Annotated in this window: 16 protein-coding genes and 2 tRNA genes; all 18 read right to left on the bottom strand. The window is 62.4% G+C overall.

The window, feature by feature from the left end; translation table 11 throughout:
- Window positions 1-4: 4 nt before the first annotated feature.
- Window positions 5-715 (bottom strand): 50S ribosomal protein L3, encoded by a 711-nt coding sequence (rplC, locus tag NDB2M4_RS17640; protein WP_072377408.1) that lies wholly within the window; start codon window positions 713-715, stop codon window positions 5-7.
- Window positions 716-777: 62 nt separating this feature from the next.
- Complete coding sequence (gene rpsJ, locus NDB2M4_RS17635) at window positions 778-1,086, bottom strand: 30S ribosomal protein S10 (RefSeq protein WP_072377406.1); 309 nt, start codon at window positions 1,084-1,086, stop codon at window positions 778-780.
- Window positions 1,087-1,148: 62 nt separating this feature from the next.
- Window positions 1,149-2,339, bottom strand: coding sequence for an elongation factor Tu (tuf, locus tag NDB2M4_RS17630; RefSeq protein WP_072377404.1), 1,191 nt, complete (start codon window positions 2,337-2,339; stop codon window positions 1,149-1,151).
- Window positions 2,340-2,429: 90 nt separating this feature from the next.
- Window positions 2,430-4,520, bottom strand: a complete 2,091-nt coding sequence (gene fusA, locus NDB2M4_RS17625) for an elongation factor G (protein WP_072377403.1) — start codon at window positions 4,518-4,520, stop codon at window positions 2,430-2,432.
- A 23-nt stretch (window positions 4,521-4,543) separates the two neighbouring features.
- A complete protein-coding gene (gene rpsG, locus NDB2M4_RS17620; protein WP_072377401.1) occupies window positions 4,544-5,014 on the bottom strand; it encodes a 30S ribosomal protein S7 in 471 nt (156 codons plus the stop codon).
- 89 nt (window positions 5,015-5,103) lie between these two features.
- Complete coding sequence (gene rpsL, locus NDB2M4_RS17615) at window positions 5,104-5,475, bottom strand: 30S ribosomal protein S12 (protein ID WP_072377399.1); 372 nt, start codon at window positions 5,473-5,475, stop codon at window positions 5,104-5,106.
- A 395-nt stretch (window positions 5,476-5,870) separates the two neighbouring features.
- On the bottom strand, window positions 5,871-10,088 hold the full coding sequence (gene rpoC / locus NDB2M4_RS17610; RefSeq protein WP_072377397.1) for a DNA-directed RNA polymerase subunit beta': 4,218 nt from the start codon (window positions 10,086-10,088) through the stop codon (window positions 5,871-5,873).
- A 173-nt stretch (window positions 10,089-10,261) separates the two neighbouring features.
- A complete protein-coding gene (gene rpoB, locus NDB2M4_RS17605; RefSeq protein WP_072377395.1) occupies window positions 10,262-14,422 on the bottom strand; it encodes a DNA-directed RNA polymerase subunit beta in 4,161 nt (1,386 codons plus the stop codon).
- 221 nt (window positions 14,423-14,643) lie between these two features.
- A complete protein-coding gene (rplL, locus tag NDB2M4_RS17600) occupies window positions 14,644-15,018 on the bottom strand; it encodes a 50S ribosomal protein L7/L12 (RefSeq protein WP_072377393.1) in 375 nt (124 codons plus the stop codon).
- A 94-nt stretch (window positions 15,019-15,112) separates the two neighbouring features.
- Complete coding sequence (gene rplJ / locus NDB2M4_RS17595; RefSeq protein ID WP_072377391.1) at window positions 15,113-15,631, bottom strand: 50S ribosomal protein L10; 519 nt, start codon at window positions 15,629-15,631, stop codon at window positions 15,113-15,115.
- Window positions 15,632-15,988: 357 nt separating this feature from the next.
- Window positions 15,989-16,735 (bottom strand): 50S ribosomal protein L1, encoded by a 747-nt coding sequence (gene rplA / locus NDB2M4_RS17590; RefSeq protein ID WP_072377389.1) that lies wholly within the window; start codon window positions 16,733-16,735, stop codon window positions 15,989-15,991.
- Between the two features lie 5 nt (window positions 16,736-16,740).
- Window positions 16,741-17,187, bottom strand: coding sequence for a 50S ribosomal protein L11 (rplK, locus tag NDB2M4_RS17585; protein ID WP_072377387.1), 447 nt, complete (start codon window positions 17,185-17,187; stop codon window positions 16,741-16,743).
- A gap of 177 nt (window positions 17,188-17,364) precedes the next feature.
- Window positions 17,365-17,901, bottom strand: coding sequence for a transcription termination/antitermination protein NusG (gene nusG / locus NDB2M4_RS17580; RefSeq protein WP_072377385.1), 537 nt, complete (start codon window positions 17,899-17,901; stop codon window positions 17,365-17,367).
- A gap of 60 nt (window positions 17,902-17,961) precedes the next feature.
- The gene (gene secE / locus NDB2M4_RS17575; protein WP_072378287.1) at window positions 17,962-18,159 is read right to left on the bottom strand and encodes a preprotein translocase subunit SecE; all 198 of its coding nucleotides are present in this window, start codon (window positions 18,157-18,159) and stop codon (window positions 17,962-17,964) included.
- A 100-nt stretch (window positions 18,160-18,259) separates the two neighbouring features.
- A tRNA-Trp gene (locus NDB2M4_RS17570) sits at window positions 18,260-18,335 on the bottom strand.
- A gap of 104 nt (window positions 18,336-18,439) precedes the next feature.
- On the bottom strand, window positions 18,440-18,763 hold the full coding sequence (locus NDB2M4_RS17565; protein ID WP_072377383.1) for a YbjQ family protein: 324 nt from the start codon (window positions 18,761-18,763) through the stop codon (window positions 18,440-18,442).
- Between the two features lie 59 nt (window positions 18,764-18,822).
- Window positions 18,823-19,302, bottom strand: a complete 480-nt coding sequence (locus NDB2M4_RS17560; protein ID WP_072377381.1) for a glutathione peroxidase — start codon at window positions 19,300-19,302, stop codon at window positions 18,823-18,825.
- A 104-nt stretch (window positions 19,303-19,406) separates the two neighbouring features.
- Window positions 19,407-19,480, bottom strand: a tRNA-Gly gene (locus tag NDB2M4_RS17555).
- Window positions 19,481-19,512 lie beyond the last annotated feature (32 nt).

Genomic DNA, 19,512 nt, shown 5'->3' with positions numbered 1-19,512 from the left:
ACCCTCACTCCTTCGCCGCAGCGGCTTCAGCGGCAACGCCGCGAGCCTTGAAGGCGCCAGGACGCGGGGCGTCCTTGTGCGGCTGCTTCAGGACAGCGTCGCGTACCAGCACCCAGCCACCCTTGGAACCGGGGACGGCGCCGCGCACCATGACAAGACCACGATCCACGTCCGTCTTTACGACGACGAGGTTCTGCGTGGTCACGCGCTCGGAGCCCATGTGGCCGGCCATCTTCTTGCCTTTGAACACCTTGCCGGGGTCCTGGCGCTGACCGGTCGAACCGTGGCTACGATGGCTGAGCGACACGCCGTGCGTTGCGCGCAGACCGCCGAAGTTCCAGCGCTTCATAGCGCCCTGGAAGCCCTTGCCCTGGTTGGTGCCCGTCACGTCGACGAACTGGCCGGGGACGAAGTGGTCAGCGGTGATCTCCGCACCCACCTCGATCAGGTTCTCGGGGGTGACCCGGAACTCGACCAGCTTGCGCTTGGGCTCTACCTGAGCGACGGCGAAGTTCTGCCGATCGGCCTTCGTGAGGCGCGAGGGCTTACGCTTGCCGGCGCCGAGCTGGAGCGCGGTGTAGCCGTTCTTGTCGTTGGTGCGGTGAGCGATGACCTGCACGTTTTCCAGCTTCAACACAGTCACCGGGATGTGCTCGCCGGCGTCTGTGAAGATGCGGGTCATGCCCACCTTCTGTGCAATTACCCCGGAACGCATGAGAGCATTCCTTCCTTCTTAAATCTCGGAGCCCTGGCGACCGCCGCCTGCCCCATTTGACCTTAGAGCTTGATCTCGACGTCAACGCCTGCGGCGAGGTCGAGCTTCATAAGAGCATCGACCGTCTGCGGCGTCGGATCGACGATGTCCAAAAGGCGCTTGTGGGTGCGCATTTCGAACTGGTCGCGGCTCTTCTTGTCGATGTGGGGAGAGCGGTTGACGGTGAACCGCTCGAACCGCGTCGGCAACGGAATAGGTCCGCGCACCTCAGCGCCGGTGCGCTTCGCCGTGTTGACGATCTCCCGCGTCGAGGCATCGAGGATTCGATGATCGAATGCCTTGAGCCGGATGCGAATGTTCTGGCCGTTCATTTCCCGCACTCTTTCAAAAGGAAGAAGCGCCCGCCGGGCGGGCGCTTCCTCGCTTCATGCCCTTATTCAGTGATCTTGGCGACGACGCCGGCGCCGACCGTACGACCGCCTTCACGGATAGCGAAGCGGAGCTTCTCTTCCATGGCGATCGGGGTGATCAGCTCAACGTCCATCGTCACGTTGTCGCCCGGCATAACCATCTCGGTGCCTTCGGGAAGCGTGACGACACCGGTCACGTCCGTCGTGCGGAAATAGAACTGCGGGCGGTAGTTCGTGAAGAACGGCGTGTGGCGGCCACCCTCTTCCTTGGTGAGGATGTAGGCCTCGGCCTTGAACTTCTTGTGCGGCTTCACGGAGCCGGGCTTGCACAGCACCTGGCCGCGCTCGACAGCTTCCTTATCGATGCCGCGCAGGAGGCAGCCGACGTTGTCGCCAGCCTGGCCCTGATCGAGCAGCTTGCGGAACATCTCGACGCCGGTGACGGTCGACTTCTGCGTGTCCTTGATGCCGACGATCTCGACTTCCTCGCCGACCTTGACGATGCCGCGCTCGATACGGCCGGTGACGACGGTGCCGCGACCCGAGATCGAGAACACGTCTTCGATCGGCATCAGGAACGGCTGGTCAATCGGACGCTCCGGCTGCGGGATATATTCGTCGACGGCGTCCATCAGTTTCATGATGGCTTCCTTGCCGAGCTCGGGCTTCTTGTCCTCGAGCGCCATCAGCGCCGAGCCCCTGACGATCGGAATGTCGTCGCCGGGGAACTGGTAGGACGACAGCAGCTCACGGAGCTCCATCTCGACCAGGTCGATCAGCTCAGGGTCGTCGACCATGTCGACCTTGTTGAGGAACACGACGAGAGCGGGAACGCCAACCTGACGAGCGAGAAGGATGTGCTCGCGGGTCTGCGGCATCGGGCCGTCAGCAGCCGAGCACACGAGGATCGCGCCGTCCATCTGGGCAGCGCCGGTGATCATGTTCTTCACGTAGTCGGCGTGACCTGGGCAGTCGACGTGCGCATAGTGACGCTTGTCGGTCTCGTACTCGACGTGTGCGGTCGAGATCGTGATGCCGCGCTCACGCTCCTCGGGAGCCTTGTCGATCTGGTCGTAAGCGAAGAACTGCGCCTTGCCCTGCTCGGCGAGGACCTTCGTGATCGCGGCGGTCAGAGACGTCTTGCCGTGATCGACGTGGCCGATCGTGCCGATGTTGCAGTGCGGCTTGGTCCGCTCAAATTTTGCCTTGGCCATAGTGGCTCTCCACTTCAGTTATCGGCCTCCAGGGAGACCGGGTCTTGGTTTACTGAACCCACCGGGGCGGGTCCTATCCTGTTCTCGTTATCAGGCGTACTTGGCCTTCACCTCGTCCGCCACGTTACGCGGGACATCCGCGTAGTGCGCGAACTGCATGGTGTAGGAGGCACGACCCTGGCTCATCGACCGCAGCTGGCTGACGTAGCCAAACATGTTCGCGAGCGGCACGTAGGCCCGGATGACGGTGGCGTTACCACGCATCTCCTGGTTACGGATCTGACCGCGGCGGCTGTTGATGTCGCCGATGACGCTGCCGACGAAATCGCCCGGCGTCACCACCTCGACGTCCATCACCGGTTCCAGAAGCTTCACACCGGCCTTATCGAAACCTTCCTTCAGCGCCGAACGAGCGGCGATTTCGAAGGCGATGGCCGAAGAGTCGACCTCGTGGAACGCGCCGTCATACAGCGTGACCTTGGTGTCGACCACAGGGAAGCCGATGAGCACGCCCGAGTCCCAAACGGACTGGACGCCCTTCTCGACACCGGGGATGTACTCCTTCGGCACCGTGCCGCCCACGATTTCGGAGGCAAACTCGTTGCCCTTGCCGGTCTCGTTCGGCTCGATGCGGAACTTGACGCGGGCGAACTGACCGGTACCGCCCGTCTGCTTCTTGTGCGTGTAGTCGACCTCGGTCGGACGAACCAGCGTCTCGCGGTAGGCAACCTGCGGCGCGCCGACGTTGGCGTCGACACCGTAGGTGCGCCGAAGAATGTCGACCTTGATGTCGAGATGCAGCTCGCCCATGCCCTTGAGAATGGTCTCGCCCGACTCCTGATCGACGGAGACGCGGAACGAGGGATCCTCAAGCGCCATGGTGGAAAGCGCCATCGACATCTTCTCTTGATCGGCCTTGGTCTTCGGCTCGATCTTCATCTCGATGACGGGGTTCGGGAACTCCATCTTCTCGAGAAGAACCGGCTTGCTGGGATCGCAAAGCGTCTCACCGGTGCGGGTATCCTTGAGGCCCGACAGAGCGACGATGTCGCCGGCGTAGGCCTCTTTGATCTCCTCGCGGTCAGCTGCGTGCATGAGATACATGCGGCCGACGCGCTCCTTCTTGTCGCGCGTGGTGTTAGCCAGCGCCATGCCGCTCTGGATCTTGCCAGAGTAGATGCGGCAGAAGGTGATCGAGCCGACATGCTCGAAGCTCATGATCTTGAAAGCGAGGAGCGACAGGGGCTCTTCGTCCGTCGGCTTGCGCAGCATGGGCTCGCCCGTGCGCGGATCGGTACCCTTGAAGGCTTCACGATCGGCAGGCGAGGGCAAGAAGTCGACGACGGCGTCGAGCAGCGGCTGCACACCCTTGTTCTTGAAGGCCGAGCCGCACATCATCGGATAGAAGGCGGTGGTGATCGTCGCCTTGCGGATGAGCTTGCGCAGCGTCTCCTCGTCGGGCTCCTTGCCCTCGAGGTAGCCTTCCATGGCAGCATCGTCCATCTCGACGGCAGCTTCGATCATGGCGGCGCGGAACTCAGCGGCGCGATCCTTGAGGTCGTCAGGAATTTCCTTCACGACCATCTTGGCGTCTTTGCCGTCGCCTTCCCAGACGTAGGCCTTCATCGTGATGAGGTCGACAACGCCGGCGAAATCGCCTTCGGCGCCGATGGGAAGCTGGATCGGCACAGGACGGGCGCCGAGCTTCTCTTTGATGTCGTCGACGCACATGTAGAAGTCGGCGCCGGTCTTATCCATCTTGTTGGCGAAGATGATGCGCGGCACGCCGTACTTGTCGCCCTGGCGCCAGACGGTCTCGGTCTGCGGCTCGACGCCCTGGTTCGAGTCGAGGACGCAAACAGCGCCGTCGAGCACGCGCAGCGAACGCTCGACTTCAATGGTGAAGTCGACGTGGCCTGGGGTGTCGATGATGTTCAGACGGCGCATGTTGCCGTCGCGACCCTTCCAGAAGCAGGTCGTCGCAGCGGACGTGATGGTGATGCCACGCTCGGCTTCCTGGTCCATGAAATCCATGGTCGCAGCGCCGTCGTGCACTTCGCCGATCTTGTAGGACTTACCGGTGTAATAAAGAATACGCTCGGTCGTCGTCGTCTTGCCGGCATCAATGTGGGCCATGATGCCGAAGTTACGATAGTCCTTGATCTCGTAGTCGCGGGCCATTGTCTGTCAGCGCTCCGATCCAATCACCAGCGATAATGCGAGAAGGCGCGGTTCGCCTCTGCCATCTTGTGCGTGTCTTCGCGCTTCTTGACGGCTGTGCCACGGTTGTTTGCGGCATCCAGCAGCTCGCCAGAAAGACGATCAACCATCGTGTTCTCGTTGCGTGCGCGGGCAGCCGTGATCAGCCAACGGATGGCAAGAGCTTGGCGGCGCTCAGGACGAACCTCGACGGGAACCTGGTAGGTGGCGCCACCGACGCGGCGCGAGCGGACTTCGACAGCCGGCATGACGTTGTCGAGGGCGGTGCGGAACAGCTGCACCGGATCAGACTTCGCCTTCTGCTCCATGCGCTCGAACGCGCCATAGACGATGCGCTCGGCAACCGACTTCTTGCCCTGCTCCATCACGGCGTTCATGAACTTGGAGATGACGACGTCTCCGAACTTCGGGTCCGGATTGACGACGCGCTTCTCGGCACTGTGACGACGGGACATAGCTTCTCAGCCCTTCGCTGTAATTCTCTTGAACGACAAGCGGGCCGACCCTTCGGCCCACTATATCCGCCAACGGCGGACCTGATTGATTACTTCGGCCGCTTGGCGCCGTACTTGGAACGACGCTGACGGCGAGCGGCAACGCCCTGCGTATCGAGCACACCGCGAACGATGTGATAGCGGACGCCGGGAAGATCTTTGACGCGGCCACCGCGGATGAGCACGACAGAGTGCTCCTGCAGGTTATGGCCCTCGCCAGGAATGTAGCCGATCACCTCGAAGCCGTTGGTGAGACGGATCTTGGCGACCTTACGAAGCGCCGAGTTCGGCTTCTTCGGCGTAGTGGTGTAGACGCGCGTGCAGACGCCACGCTTCTGCGGGCACGCCTCCATGTGGCGCGACTTCTCGCGGTACGTCTTCTGAGTCCGGGGCTTCCGGATCAACTGTTGTATCGTCGGCATGCGCCTCTTCCGTCCACGATCATTCGGAATGGCGAATGCGCCAAACCGAACCTGCCAAGCGCACACCTATCAAAGGTGCGTGCCCGGCACGAAAAAACCAGAGGATCGTGCGTGCTCGGCGAGCGCCGCAGATCTTGGTCCGAATTTGTCCTCTGCTTTGCGACGGTAGCGTTTAGGTCAAGGCGCCCAGTACGAAGGGACGCGGAATTGTCCTACCACCTACCGTGAGAGTGCGTGACCTATATACACGCCGCTGAATCCGGTCAACACCGCACAGAGATTTTTTTACTTCTGCGCGGCGATCGCAGCTCAACCAGCTGGCCAATCAAACACGAGTAACGAAAAAGCGCGGCCACCTAGCGGTAGCCGCGCTCGTTAATGATCCGCAAAAGGCCTTATTCCACGGCCTCCTCGGCGGTACGGCGGCGGCGGCGTACCGGTCCGGCACCGGGTCCACCCAGCGCAGTCGGGTCGCCCTTGGCCTGCTCGCGAGCGATGAGCTCGTCGCGCTTCTGGGCGATCTTCCGCAGACGCCGCAAAGCTCCGCCAGTGCCGGCCGGAATCAGGCGGCCAACGATGACGTTCTCCTTGAGGCCCTCGAGGGTGTCGATCTTGCCGTTGACGGCGGCGTCGGTGAGGACGCGCGTCGTCTCCTGGAACGAGGCCGCCGAGATGAAGGAGCGAGTCTGCAGCGAGGCCTTGGTGATGCCGAGCAGCACCGGAGTGGCTGTCGCCTGCTTCTTGCCGGCTTCGGCCGCCTTGGCGTTGATCTCGTCGAGCTCGACGCGGTCAAGCTGCTCACCCTTGATCAGGCCAGTCTCACCCGGATCGCCCACCTCGACCTTCTGCAGCATCTGGCGAACGATCACCTCGATGTGCTTGTCGTTGATGGTCACACCCTGCAGGCGGTAGACGTCCTGGATCTCGTTGATGAGGTAGTTTGCAAGCTCCTCAACGCCCTTGATCGCCAGGATGTCGTGCGGCGCAGGGTGGCCGTCATAGACGAAGTCACCACGCTCGATGCGGTCGCCGTGTTGCACCGCCAAGCTCTTGCCGCGCGGGATGAGATATTCCACGGGCTCGGCGGACTCATCGTCCGGCTTGATGGTGATGCGCTGCTTGTTCTTGTAGTCCTTGCCGAACTCGATGGTGCCCGAGATCTCGGCAATGATGGCGTGGTCCTTGGGACGACGCGCTTCGAACAGCTCCGCAACGCGCGGCAGACCGCCGGTGATGTCACCGGAGCGGGCCGACGCAGTCGGGATACGTGCAAGCACGTCGCCCGCCTTAACGTCCTGCCCGGGCTCGACCGACAGAATGGCGTCGGGGGCGAGCAGGTAACGCGCATCGCCACCGCGGGCAACCTTGATCGGCTTGCCCTTGCTATCCTTGACGATGATAGCCGGCTTCAGGTCGGCCGAGCGCGGGGACGCACGCCAATCGACGATAACGCGATTGGTGGTGCCCTTCATCTCGTCCGTCTGTTCGCGCACCGAGGCGCCTTCGATGAGATCCTCGAAGTCCACCTTGCCTGTCACCTCGGTGAGGATCGGGCGGGTGTAGGCATCCCACTGGGCGAGCTTGGTGCCGCGCTTGACGGCGTCGCCTTCCTTCACGTGCACGCGGGCGCCGTACGGCACCTTGAGCGTTGCCAGCTCCTTGCCGCCCTGGTCGACGATGGCGAGCGACATGGTGCGCGTCATCGCAACTTCGCGACCCTGACTGTCCTTCACGATAGCCGGGTTCTTGATCTTCACCGTGCCGTTGAAGTTCGATTCGATGAAGGAGCTATCGACAAGGTTCGCGGTGCCGCCGATGTGGAACGTACGCATCGTGAGCTGCGTGCCCGGCTCGCCGATCGACTGAGCGGCGATGACGCCGACAGCCTCGCCGATGTTGACGGGCGTGCCGCGCGCAAGGTCGCGACCATAGCACTTGCCGCAGACGCCCGTGACGGTGTCGCAGGTCAGCACCGAGCGGATCTTGACTTCCTGCACCTGCGCCTTCTCGATCGCCTCGGCATGACGCTCCTCGATCAGCTCACCGTTCTTGACGAGAACGTTGCTCGGATCGTTGGGATCGACGATGTCCTCGGCTGCCGTGCGGCCGAGCACACGCGCTGCCAGCGAGACGATGACCTGACCGGCATCGACAACTGCCTGCACGCTGATGCCCTTCTCGGTGCCGCAATCCTCCTCGGAGATGATCGCGTCCTGGGCGACGTCAACGAGACGGCGCGTCAGGTAGCCCGAGTTGGCCGTCTTCAAGGCGGTGTCGGCGAGGCCCTTACGGGCGCCGTGGGTCGAGTTAAAGTACTCGAGAACCGACAAACCTTCCTTGAAGTTGGAGATGATCGGCGTCTCGATGATCTCGCCCGACGGCTTCGTCATGAGACCGCGCATACCGGCGAGCTGCTTCATCTGGGCCGGCGAACCGCGGGCACCAGAGTGGCTCATCATGTAGACCGAGTTGATCTGCTTCTCGCGACCGTTCTCGTCCTTCTCGACCGCCGAGATGCGTTCCATCATGTCCTTGGCGATCTGGTCTGTGCACTTCGACCAGGCGTCAACGACCTTGTTGTACTTCTCGAGCTGCGTGATGAGGCCGTCGTTGTACTGCTGCTCGAACTCACGCGCCATTTCGGTCGTCTGGGCGACGATCTTGGCCTTTGAGTCGGGGATGAGCATGTCGTCCTTGCCGAACGAGATGCCGGCCTTGAACGCGTGGCGGAAACCCAGTGCCATGATCTGGTCGCAGAAGATCACCGTCTCCTTCTGACCGCAGTTGCGGTAGACGGCGTCGATGAGACCGGAGATGGCCTTCTTGGTCAGCAGCTGGTTGACGAGGGTCGGCTTGATGCCCGGCTGCTTGGGAAGCAGCTCGGCGAGAATCATGCGGCCCGGGGTCGTGTCCATGACTTCGGTGACGGGGTTGCCTTCCTCGTCGAGCGAGGTGAAGCGGCCCTTCACCTTGGCGTGCAGGCTGAGCACGCCGGCTTCGAGCGCATGACGCGCTTCGGAGACGGAGCCCAGCAGCATGCCCTCACCCGGCTCGTGATCGCGGATGATCGACAAGTAGTAGAGGCCGAGCACGATGTCCTGCGAAGGCACGATGATCGGCGAGCCGTTGGCAGGATGCAGGATGTTGTTGGTCGACATCATCAGCACGCGTGCTTCGAGCTGAGCTTCCAGCGACAACGGCACGTGCACAGCCATCTGGTCGCCGTCGAAGTCGGCGTTGAAGGCGGCGCAGACGAGCGGATGCAGCTGAATGGCCTTACCCTCGATGAGGGTCGGCTCGAACGCCTGAATGCCGAGGCGATGCAGCGTCGGGGCGCGGTTGAGCATCACGGGATGCTCGCGGATGACCTCATCGAGGATATCCCAAACCTCACCCTTCTCCTTCTCGACCAACTTCTTCGCCTGCTTCACCGTCGCAGCCTGGCCCTGGGCCTGCAGCTTGGCGTAGATGAACGGCTTGAACAGCTCGAGTGCCATCTTCTTCGGCAGGCCGCACTGATGCAGCTTCAGCTCGGGACCGACGACGATGACCGAACGGCCGGAGTAGTCGACGCGCTTGCCGAGCAGGTTCTGACGGAAGCGGCCCTGCTTGCCCTTGAGCATGTCGGCGAGCGACTTCAGCGGACGCTTGTTGGCTCCGGTGATGACGCGGCCGCGGCGGCCGTTGTCGAACAGAGCGTCGACGGCCTCCTGCAACATGCGCTTCTCGTTGCGGATGATGATGTCCGGCGCGCGCAGCTCCATCAGCCGCTTCAAACGATTGTTGCGGTTGATGACGCGGCGATAGAGGTCGTTCAAGTCGGACGTGGCGAAGCGGCCGCCGTCGAGCGGCACCAGGGGGCGCAGCTCGGGCGGGATCACCGGGACGACGGTGAGAATCATCCACTCGGGGCGGTTGCCCGACTCGATGAATGCCTCGATGACCTTCAGGCGCTTGCCGAGCTTCTTCGGCTTGAGCTCGGTCGTCGCCTCGGCGATCTCCTGGCGCAGGTCGTCACGGATCTTCGGCAGGTCCATGGCCGAGAGCATGTCGCGAATGGCTTCGGCGCCAATGCCGGCGGTGAAGCTGTCGGGGCCATGCTCGTCGAGCGCGCGGTTATAATCCTCCTCCGAGAGAAGCTGTCTCTCCTTGAAGGCGGTGATGCCGGGTTCGATGACGATGTAGTTCTCGAAATAGAGAACGCGCTCGAGGTCCTTGAGCGGCATGTCGAGCAGGAGGCCGATGCGCGAGGGCAGCGACTTGAGGAACCAGATGTGCGCGACGGGAGCTGCAAGCTCGATGTGGCCCATGCGCTCGCGGCGCACTTTGGCGAGGGTTACCTCGACGCCGCACTTCTCGCAGATCAGGCCCTTGTACTTCATGCGCTTATACTTGCCGCACAAGCACTCGTAGTCCTTGATCGGTCCGAAGATGCGCGCGCAGAACAGACCGTCACGCTCGGGCTTGAACGTGCGGTAGTTGATGGTCTCGGGCTTCTTAATCTCGCCGAACGACCAGGACAGAATATCGTCAGGACTCGCGATGGAGATCTTGATCTGATCGAAGGTCGGAAGCGGCGCTTGCGTCTTGAACAGGCTGGTAATCTCGTTCATCCGTCTCTCCTTCAGGGCGTGGCGGCCGTCGCCCCGTGTCAAGCTGCAAGGATCAGGTGGCGGTGATCCTCACGGAAAATGGGCCCATGGCGTCTTGAGCCCTCGTCTCGTTCGCGCGGGTTTCACGCGCGATGTCCGGGGCCATTGCCGGCCCCGGACGAAGTCTCGTTCTGCTATTCAGCGGCCGGAGGAAGCTGCTGCTGTTTCTCCGGCGGCTGCTCCTCTTCCTCGGGCGGCGGCAAAGCGCTGAACTCGGAGTTTTCGAGTTCCACGTTGAGGCCGAGCGCGCGCATCTCCTTGACGAGCACGTTGAAGCTTTCGGGGACGCCCGCCTCGAAGGTATCGTCGCCGCGCACGATGGCCTCGTAGACCTTGGTGCGGCCGGCAACGTCGTCCGACTTGACGGTGAGCATCTCCTGCAGCGTGTAGGCGGCGCCGTAAGCTTCGAGTGCCCACACCTCCATTTCGCCGAAGCGCTGGCCACCGAACTGCGCCTTGCCACCGAGCGGCTGCTGGGTGACGAGCGAGTACGGGCCGATGGAACGGGCGTGGATCTTGTCGTCGACAAGGTGGTGCAGCTTCAGAACGTACTTGTAGCCGACGGTCACCTTGCGATCGAACGGCTCGCCGGTACGGCCGTCATAAAGACGGACCTGACCGGACGAATCGAAGCCCGCAAGTTTGAGCATGTCGACGATGTCGGCTTCCTTGGCGCCGTCGAAGACCGGCGTCGCGATCGGCACGCCTTTCGTCAGCTTCTCGGCAACCTCGACCAGCTCTTCGTCCTTCATCGAGGTCTTGAACTGCTCAGGGCCGTAAATCTCAGCCATGCGCTCACGCAGGACCTTGGCCTCGCCGCTCTCGTGCCACTGCTGAATGGCATCGTCGATGGCGCGACCCAGACCGCGACACGCCCACCCAAGGTGCGTTTCGAGAATCTGGCCAACGTTCATACGCGAAGGCACGCCAAGCGGATTGAGCACCACGTCGACGTGCGTGCCGTCCTCGAGGAACGGCATGTCCTCGCACGGCACGATCATCGACACGACACCCTTGTTGCCGTGACGGCCGGCCATCTTGTCGCCCGGCTGGATCTTGCGCTTCACGGCTACGAAGACTTTGACCATCTTCATCACGCCGGGAGGCAGCTCATCGCCGCGCTGCAGCTTGTCGACCTTGTCGACGAAGCGACGCTCGAGGCTCTTCTTGGCTTCCTCGTACTGCTTGTTGATGGCTTCGATTTCGGCCTGGGCCTTCTCGTCCTTGAGGCCGAACTCCCACCAATGGCTGCGCGGAACCTCGTCGAGGATTTCCTCGGTGATGGTCGTGCCCTTGGGCGCCGTCTTCGGACCCTTGGCCACTTCCTTGCCGAGCAGAGCTTCCTTCAGACGCGCATAGACGTTGCGGTCGAGAATCTGCATCTCGTCGTCGCGGTCCTTGGCGAGACGCTCGATCTCCTCACGCTCGATCGCCATCGCACGCTCGTCTTTCTCGACGCCGTGGCGATTGAACACGCGCACCTCAACGACCGTGCCGGACACGCCCGGCGGCAGACGCAGAGACGTATCGCGAACGTCGGAAGCCTTCTCGCCGAAGATGGCGCGCAGCAGCTTCTCTTCCGGCGTCATCGGGCTTTCGCCCTTCGGCGTGATCTTGCCGACGAGGATGTCGCCGGGGTTCACTTCGGCGCCGATGTAGACGATGCCGGCTTCGTCGAGGTTCTTCAGCGCTTCTTCCGAAACGTTCGGGATATCGCGCGTGATTTCCTCGGGCCCGAGCTTGGTGTCGCGGGCCATGACTTCGAACTCCTCGAGATGGATCGAGGTGAAGATGTCATCGGAGACGACGCGCTCGGAGAGGAGGATGGAGTCCTCGAAGTTGTAGCCCATCCACGGCATGAACGCGACGAGCACGTTCTTGCCGAGCGCCAGATCGCCAAGATCGGTCGAGGGACCGTCGGCGATGATGTCGCCCGCCTTGACGTGATCACCCACGTGAACCAGCGGACGCTGGTTGATGCAGGTGTTCTGGTTCGAGCGCTGGAACTTGCGCAGACGGTAGATGTCGACGCCGGGCTTCGAGGGATCGGTCTCTTCCGTCGCGCGGATAACGATACGCGTGGCGTCCACCTGGTCGATCACGCCGGTGCGGCGAGCCGCGATGGCAGCGCCGGAATCGCGCGCAACCACCTCTTCCATGCCGGTGCCGACGAGCGGCGCCTCGGCGCGGATCAGCGGCACGGCCTGACGCTGCATGTTCGAGCCCATGAGAGCGCGGTTGGCGTCATCGTTCTCAAGGAACGGAATGAGCGCGGCGGCGACCGACACGAGCTGCTTAGGCGACACGTCGATGTAGTCGACCTTCTCCTGCGGCACCAGGAGCACGTCGCCCTGGTAGCGGCAGGTGATGAGGTCGTCGGTCAGGTTGCCCTTCGCGTCGACCTCGGCGTTGGCCTGGGCGACGTGGTGGCGCATTTCTTCCATGGCCGACAGGTAGACGACCTCGTCGGTGAGCTTGCCGTTGACGACCTTGCGGTACGGGCTCTCGATGAAGCCGTACTTGTTGACGCGTGCAAACGTCGCCAGCGAGTTGATGAGGCCGATGTTCGGACCTTCCGGCGTCTCAATCGGGCAGATACGGCCGTAGTGCGTCGGATGCACGTCGCGCACCTCGAAGCCGGCGCGCTCGCGCGTCAGACCGCCCGGGCCAAGTGCCGACAGGCGGCGCTTGTGGGTGATCTCCGACAGCGGGTTGGTCTGGTCCATGAACTGGCTGAGCTGCGAAGACCCGAAGAACTCGCGCACGGCGGCAGCCGCCGGCTTGGCGTTGATCAGATCCTGCGGCATCACCGTGTCGATATCGACCGACGACATACGCTCCTTGATCGCGCGCTCCATACGCAGGAGGCCGACGCGATACTGGTTCTCCATCAGCTCGCCGACCGAGCGAACGCGGCGGTTGCCGAGATGGTCGATGTCGTCGATCTCGCCCTTGCCGTCGCGCAGGTCAACCAGCGTCTTGATGACCGCGAGGATGTCCTCACGGCGCAGCACGCGCATGGTGTCGGGCGCATCGAGCTCGAGGCGCATGTTCATCTTCACGCGGCCAACGGCCGAGAGGTCGTAGCGCTCAGGATCGAAGAAGAGCGAATGGAACAGATTGGTCGCCGCCTCAATGGTCGGCGGCTCACCGGGCCGCATGACCCGGTAGATGTCCATCAACGCCTCGTCCTGGTTGGCGTTCTTGTCGATGTTGAGCGTGTTACGGATGAACGGCCCGATGTTGACGTGGTCGATGTCGAGGATCGGGAACTCTTTGACCTTCTGATCCTTCAGCTCGGCCAGCAGTTCGGCGTCGAGCTCATCGCCCGCTTCCGCGTAGATCGCGCCGGTCTCCATGTCGACAACGTCAGCCGCAATGTAGCGGCCGGCGAGATCGTCGGAGGAAACGAGCACTTCCTTGAGGCCGCCTTCGGCAAGCTCACGCGCCTTGCGGGCGGTGATCTTTTCGCCGGCCTTGACCACGACCTCACCCGTCTTGGCATCGGCGAGATCGGCGGTCGGCGTCATGCCGCGCATCTTCTCGGGCACGAACGGCATCTTCCAGCCGCGCTTCGATTCCTTGATGGTGATGTGGTTGTAGAAGAAGCTCAGGATCTCTTCGTCATTGAGGCCGAGCGCATACAGCAGCGTCGTCACCGGCAGTTTGCGGCGACGGTCGATGCGCACGTAGACGATGTCCTTGGCGTCGAATTCGAAGTCGAGCCAGGAGCCGCGATAGGGGATGATGCGGGCTGCGAACAGCAGCTTGCCGGAGGCATGCGTGCGGCCGCGGTCGTGATCGAAGAACACGCCCGGAGAACGGTGCATCTGCGAGACGATGACGCGCTCGGTGCCGTTGATGATGAAGGTACCATTCGACGTCATGAGCGGCATGTCGCCCATGTAGACGTCCTGCTCCTTGACGTCCTTGATCGACTTGGAGCCGGTCTCCTCGTTCACATCGAACACGATCAGGCGCAGCTTGACCTTCAGCGGCGCGGAGAAGGTCATATCGCGCTGCATGCACTCGTCGACGTCGTACTTCGGCGGCTCGAACTCATAGCGCACGAACTCGAGCGTCGCGCGACCCGAGAAGTCGGAAATCGGGAAGACGGACTTGAACACCGCCTGCAGACCGTGATCGTCAGAACGGCCGCCGGGAGGCTCTTTGACCATCAGGAAGTCGTCGTAAGAGCTCTTCTGAACCTCGATGAGGTTCGGCATCTCTGCAACTTCGCGAATGGATCCGAATTTCTTCCGGATGCGCTTGCGGCCGTTGAACGTCTCAGCCATTTTCGCTCCTTGTCATCCGCGCAGGTGACGGCCCGCGCTACTGCTGCCTTCGTGGCGAGGGCCGCCAACCCTCGCTTTAGCCTTGAAACGGCTCACCGGAAGGCCCGTTTAGGGGTTGTAGAACCCCTAAAAAGACCCTCCGGAGAGACGTTTTGATGCCCGCGCCTTTTGGGAGCGGGCGAGGAAGGCGACCGGCACGGAATGCCGATCGCCCACCGCAATTACTTCACTTCGACCGTGGCGCCCTGGTCTTCCAGCTGCTTCTTCAGCTTGGCAGCCTCGTCCTTGGACACGCCTTCCTTGACGGCCTTGCCGCCGGCCTCGACGAGGTCCTTGGCTTCCTTGAGGCCAAGACCCGTGATGGCGCGGACTTCCTTAATGACGTTGATCTTCTTGTCGCCGCCGGCCTTCAGGATGACGGTGAACTCGGTCTGCTCCTCAGCCGGGGCTGCAGCAGCAGCGCCGGGAGCAGCGGCAACGGCGACGGCAGCAGCCGCCGACACGCCCCACTTCTCCTCGAGAAGCTTGGCAAGCTCAGCCGCCTCGAGGACGGTCAGGCTGGAAAGGTCGTCAACGATCTTGGACAGATCGGCCATGGTGTAAGTTCCTTCGGTTTGAACCTAATGACTGATGCAGTTTTTCGAACTGCGCGCTTTTGAAGTCGTGGCGCCTTGCGGCGCCGCCCGTGCCTTAGGCAGCCTCGCCTTGCGATGCCTTCGCCTGGATGACGCGTGCGAGCTTTGCACCCGGCTCCTTGACCGTGCGGGCGATCTTCGTCGCCGGCGCGTTGAGGAGACCGATGAGCTTTGCTCTCAGCTCGTCCAGTGATGGCAGATCGGCAAGTGCCTTGATGCCGTTCGCGTCAAGGACCGTCGAACCCATCGCGCCGCCGAGAATGACGAGCTTGTCATTCCCCTTGGCGTAAGTGACCGACGCCTTCGCAGCGGCGATCGGATCCTGCGAGTAGGCAACGCATGTCTGCCCCTTGAAGAGATCCGAAATCGGCTCGTACGAAGTGTCCTTCAGCGCGAGCTTTGCCAGCAGGTTCTTGGCCACCTTCACCTTACCGCCGGCCTCTTTGACCTTCTGGCGGTATTCGGTGAGCTGAGCGACCGTCATGCCGGCATAGTGGGCAACAACGACCAACCCCGAGTCTTTCAACGCGGTGTTGAGCGAAGCTACGAGCTCACGTTTCGCGGCTCTATCCACCTGCTCACTCCAGTTTACAGAACATCCTCATCGGACTGTTCCGCGGGTTGCACCTTGCCGCCGTGAGCGAGAAACCCCCGCCTTCGGGCGACGCCTTGTCTGTCCAACCGCGGCGCTCTCAGAGCGGCACGGTGCTGACCCAGGTTCAAACCGGCTCTCTGCTTCCCTGTGGAAAGCCAAAATCCGGGTTCGCTCCTGTCTCATGCGGGCCCTTTTTCGAGGCTTAAGCTGTCGTGGCCGAAGCCCTGACAGCACCCACAGTCTCGGACAGCTTCCGGAAGCAACAGCACGAGGCCGCGCCTCCGGTCGTGATCGCCCGCCGCCCGTCGCCGGGCAGCGTGCGAATTCCTTCCCTCGTTAGCCGAGGGCCTGACCGCCGCCGAGGCTGGCGGTGTCGACCTTGAGGCCGGGACCCATGGTCGAGCTGATCGAAACCTTCTTCACGTACGTGCCCTTGGCACCCGGCGGCTTCGCCTTCACCACGGCGTCGACAAACGCCTTGATGTTTTCGGCGAGCGCTGCGTCGGTGAAGCTGGCCTTGCCGACGCCGGCGTGAATGATGCCAGCCTTCTCGACGCGGAACTCGACCGAGCCGCCCTTGGCGCCCTGAACGGCGCTGGTGACGTCCATCGTCACCGTGCCGACGCGCGGGTTCGGCATCAGGCCGCGCGGGCCCAGCACCTTACCGAGGCGGCCGACGAGGCCCATCATGTCCGGCGTCGCAATGCAGCGATCGAAATTGATCGTGCCCTTGGACACCTGCTCGACGAGGTCCTCGGCACCGACGACGTCAGCGCCGGCGGCCTTTGCCTCTTCTGCCTTGGCGCCGCGCGCAAACACGGCGACGCGAGCCGTGCGGCCCGAGCCATTCGGCAGATTGCAGACGCCGCGAACGAGCTGGTCGGCGTGCTTGGGATCGACGCCGAGGTTCATGGCGACCTCGATCGTCTCGTCGAACTTGGTCTTGGACCGATCCTTGAGGATCTTCACCGCTTCCTCGACCGAATAGGCCTTGTCGCGATTGAGATCCTTGAGGACGCCCGCCATGCGCTTGCCGCCGGCAAGACGCGTCTCTTTGATTGCTTCTGCGCTGAGCTTTGCCATTGGTCTTACTCCGTCACCTGCAGGCCCATCGAGCGGGCCGAGCCGGCGAGCGTGCGCGTCGCCTGTTCGATATCGTCCGTGTTCATGTCCTTCAGCTTGACCTTCGCGATGTCGCGAAGCTGGTTCATGCTGACCTTGCCGACAACGTCACGGCCGGGGTTCTTGGAACCGGAGCCCGGCTTGCCGGTCGGCTTCATGCCGGCGGCCTTCTTGATGAGGAAGGTGGCCGGGGGCGTCTTCATCTCGAAGGTGAAGGAGCGGTCGGAATAGACCGTGATCTTCACCGGGATGGGCGTGCCCTGCTCCAGGTCCTTCGTCTTGGCGTTGAACGACTTGCAGAACTCCATGATGTTCACGCCGCGCTGACCCAGCGCGGGTCCGATGGGCGGCGATGGATTGGCCGCCCCCGCCGGCACCTGCAAGTTGATGTAGCCGTCAATTTTCTTTGCCATGGTCTCCCCTTAGCACTTGACGGGAAGGGGCTTTCCTTCCCAGGGTTAGCGGTCCAACGGGCCCAGCAGGCCCTCCCGCGGTTTAACCGCAGGGAGGCCTCGTGAGAGGCTGTCCTGCGGCGTGGACAGACAGGCGAGCTTGTGGCGCACCTGTCGGAAAACGGCAATGGCCCGGGGTTAGCCGGGCACTTTCTCCACTTGGCCGAACTCGAGTTCGACCGGCGTCGGGCGCCCGAAGATCGACACGGCAACCTTGAGCCGCGAACGCTCCTCGTCGACCTCTTCGACGTGGCCCTGGAAGGATGCGAACGGACCGTCGGCGACTTTTACCTGCTCGCCCACCTCGAAGGTGATCGAGGGCTTCGGCCGCTCCACGCCTTCCTTGACCTGGTGGAGGATGCGCATTGCTTCATCCTCCGAGATCGGCATCGGTTTATTTTCCGCGCCGAGAAACCCGGTGACCTTGGGCGTGTTCTTGATGAGAAGAAACGCCGGGTCAGTCATTTCCATCTTCACCAGCACGTAGCCAGGAAGAAACTTGCGTTCGGCCTGCACTTTGCGACCGCGCTTCACCTCGACCACTTCCTCGGTCGGGACGAGCACTTCCTCAAACAGACCCTCAAGGCCGGCGGCCTTGGCGCGCTCCTTGATGGCGTCCGCCACCTTGCGCTCGAAGTTCGTGTACGCGTGCACGATGTACCAGCGCTTCGCCATTGCTGCTCTTTCACCGCGCGATTGCGCAACTTGGGTGGACACTAGTGTTTCAGCTCCGGCTCAACGGCCCCCGCCCAGCACAAGGCGGACGAGATAACCGAGGGTTTGATCCGTGATGAGGAAGAACACCGAGGCAAGGCTGACCATGATGATGACCATGAGGGTGGTAATCCACACCTCTTTCCAGGTCGGCCAAGTAACCTTGGAGACCTCCTGGCGAACCTCCTGAATAAACTCGACCGGGTTGTATTTGGCCATTAATCTGACTTTCCCGGGCGCCATGCGACAACCTGACGCAGATCAAGCGCCGACTGTTGGCGCATCCGGCGCCCTCTGCACGGATGCATCCATACGAATTTGGCAGGGGCGGAGGGTCTCGAACCCCCGACCTTCGGTTTTGGAGACCGACGCTCTACCAATTGAGCTACACCCCTATCGTCGCGGAAAAGCGTGCGCCAGACCGCGGGGGCGGCATACTTAGCCGAACTTTTCCCCTTTGTCACTTGCTAGTGATGGAATTGTCGCGAGAGGCTCCCTTTTAGGGTGCCGGCTCGACGATCACCGCTGTTCCATAGGCCAAAACCTCAGTCACCGCCGCGGCGATTTCGTTGGCATCATAACGCATTGCGAGAACGGCATTGGCCCCCATGGCCTCAGCCTGCGCGATGAGGTGCTCGAACGCCTCCTGACGGGCCTGCTCGGCCAGCCTTGTATATAGTGTGATGTTGCCGCCGAACAAAATCTGGATCGACGCACCAATATTGCCGACCAGACTGCGAGACCTGACCGTCAGCCCGCGGGCGACGCCAAGATGCTTAACCACCCGGTAGCCCGGCAGGTCATTGGTCGTGACGATGAGCATTGGCCCCTCCCGCGCGAGACCGCCGCACGCAGCGGCAGCCTAGCCTAGATTTTGCCGTATCAAAGCAAGCCTTCGATATCCGGGCGCAGCATGTCTGGTGTGACGGCCGAGGCAAAGCGATCGACCACGTTGCCCTGACGATCGAGAAGGAATTTGGCGAAGTTCCACTTGATAGGGGCGGAGGGCGGCTCGCTCGGCGCCTCATCCTTCAGCCAGACGAACAGCGGGCTGGCATCGGGGCCGTTGACTTCCACCTTGGCGAACATCGGGAAGCTGACATCATAGGTGCGCTTACAGAAGTCCGCGATTTCTGCCTCGTTTACGGGCTCCTGGGCACCGAACTGGTTGCACGGGAAACCGAGCACCACGAGGCCACGGTCGTTCAGCTCGCGGTAGAGCGCCTCCAGACCTTCGTATTGGGGCGTGAAGCCGCATCGGCTGGCGGTGTTGACGATGAGGAGCACTTTGCCGCGGAAATCGGCGAGCGAAACCTCCTGCCCATCAATACCGCGGACGGTGAAATCGTAGACGGTTGTCATTGAGATGCGTGTCCCTCGCGCTCGGAAGAGGGGACATTACCCGCGCACGCCGCGCATGGGGAGGCCAAATGCAGCGCGCGGCACATGCGCTATCGGTAAGGGATTGGAGCGGGTGAAGGGAATCGAACCCTCGTATTCAGCTTGGAAGGCTGCTGCTCTACCATTGAGCTACACCCGCGCTGCCCTCTTCAATAGTGAGCGCCGCGGCGC

This window comes from Hyphomicrobium sp. NDB2Meth4 (assembly GCF_900117445.1).
Taxonomy (GTDB): domain Bacteria; phylum Pseudomonadota; class Alphaproteobacteria; order Rhizobiales; family Hyphomicrobiaceae; genus Hyphomicrobium_A.
This window is presented reverse-complemented; position numbering and strand designations above follow the sequence as displayed.

Excerpts from the sequence above, each read along its gene's own strand:
- rplC (WP_072377408.1), bottom strand. The coding sequence starts at position 715 with ATGCGTTCCGGGGTAATTGCACAGAAGGTGGGCATGACCCGCATCTTC.
- rpsJ (WP_072377406.1), bottom strand. The coding sequence starts at position 1,086 with ATGAACGGCCAGAACATTCGCATCCGGCTCAAGGCATTCGATCATCGA.
- tuf (WP_072377404.1), bottom strand. The coding sequence starts at position 2,339 with ATGGCCAAGGCAAAATTTGAGCGGACCAAGCCGCACTGCAACATCGGC.
- fusA (WP_072377403.1), bottom strand. The coding sequence starts at position 4,520 with ATGGCCCGCGACTACGAGATCAAGGACTATCGTAACTTCGGCATCATG.
- rpsG (WP_072377401.1), bottom strand. The coding sequence starts at position 5,014 with ATGTCCCGTCGTCACAGTGCCGAGAAGCGCGTCGTCAATCCGGACCCG.
- rpsL (WP_072377399.1), bottom strand. The coding sequence starts at position 5,475 with ATGCCGACGATACAACAGTTGATCCGGAAGCCCCGGACTCAGAAGACG.
- rpoC (WP_072377397.1), bottom strand. The coding sequence starts at position 10,088 with ATGAACGAGATTACCAGCCTGTTCAAGACGCAAGCGCCGCTTCCGACC.
- rpoB (WP_072377395.1), bottom strand. The coding sequence starts at position 14,422 with ATGGCTGAGACGTTCAACGGCCGCAAGCGCATCCGGAAGAAATTCGGA.
- rplL (WP_072377393.1), bottom strand. The coding sequence starts at position 15,018 with ATGGCCGATCTGTCCAAGATCGTTGACGACCTTTCCAGCCTGACCGTC.
- rplA (WP_072377389.1), bottom strand. The coding sequence starts at position 16,735 with ATGGCAAAGCTCAGCGCAGAAGCAATCAAAGAGACGCGTCTTGCCGGC.
- rplK (WP_072377387.1), bottom strand. The coding sequence starts at position 17,187 with ATGGCAAAGAAAATTGACGGCTACATCAACTTGCAGGTGCCGGCGGGG.
- nusG (WP_072377385.1), bottom strand. The coding sequence starts at position 17,901 with ATGGCGAAGCGCTGGTACATCGTGCACGCGTACACGAACTTCGAGCGC.
- secE (WP_072378287.1), bottom strand. The coding sequence starts at position 18,159 with ATGGCCAAATACAACCCGGTCGAGTTTATTCAGGAGGTTCGCCAGGAG.
- NDB2M4_RS17565 (WP_072377383.1), bottom strand. The coding sequence starts at position 18,763 with ATGCTCATCGTCACGACCAATGACCTGCCGGGCTACCGGGTGGTTAAG.
- NDB2M4_RS17560 (WP_072377381.1), bottom strand. The coding sequence starts at position 19,302 with ATGACAACCGTCTACGATTTCACCGTCCGCGGTATTGATGGGCAGGAG.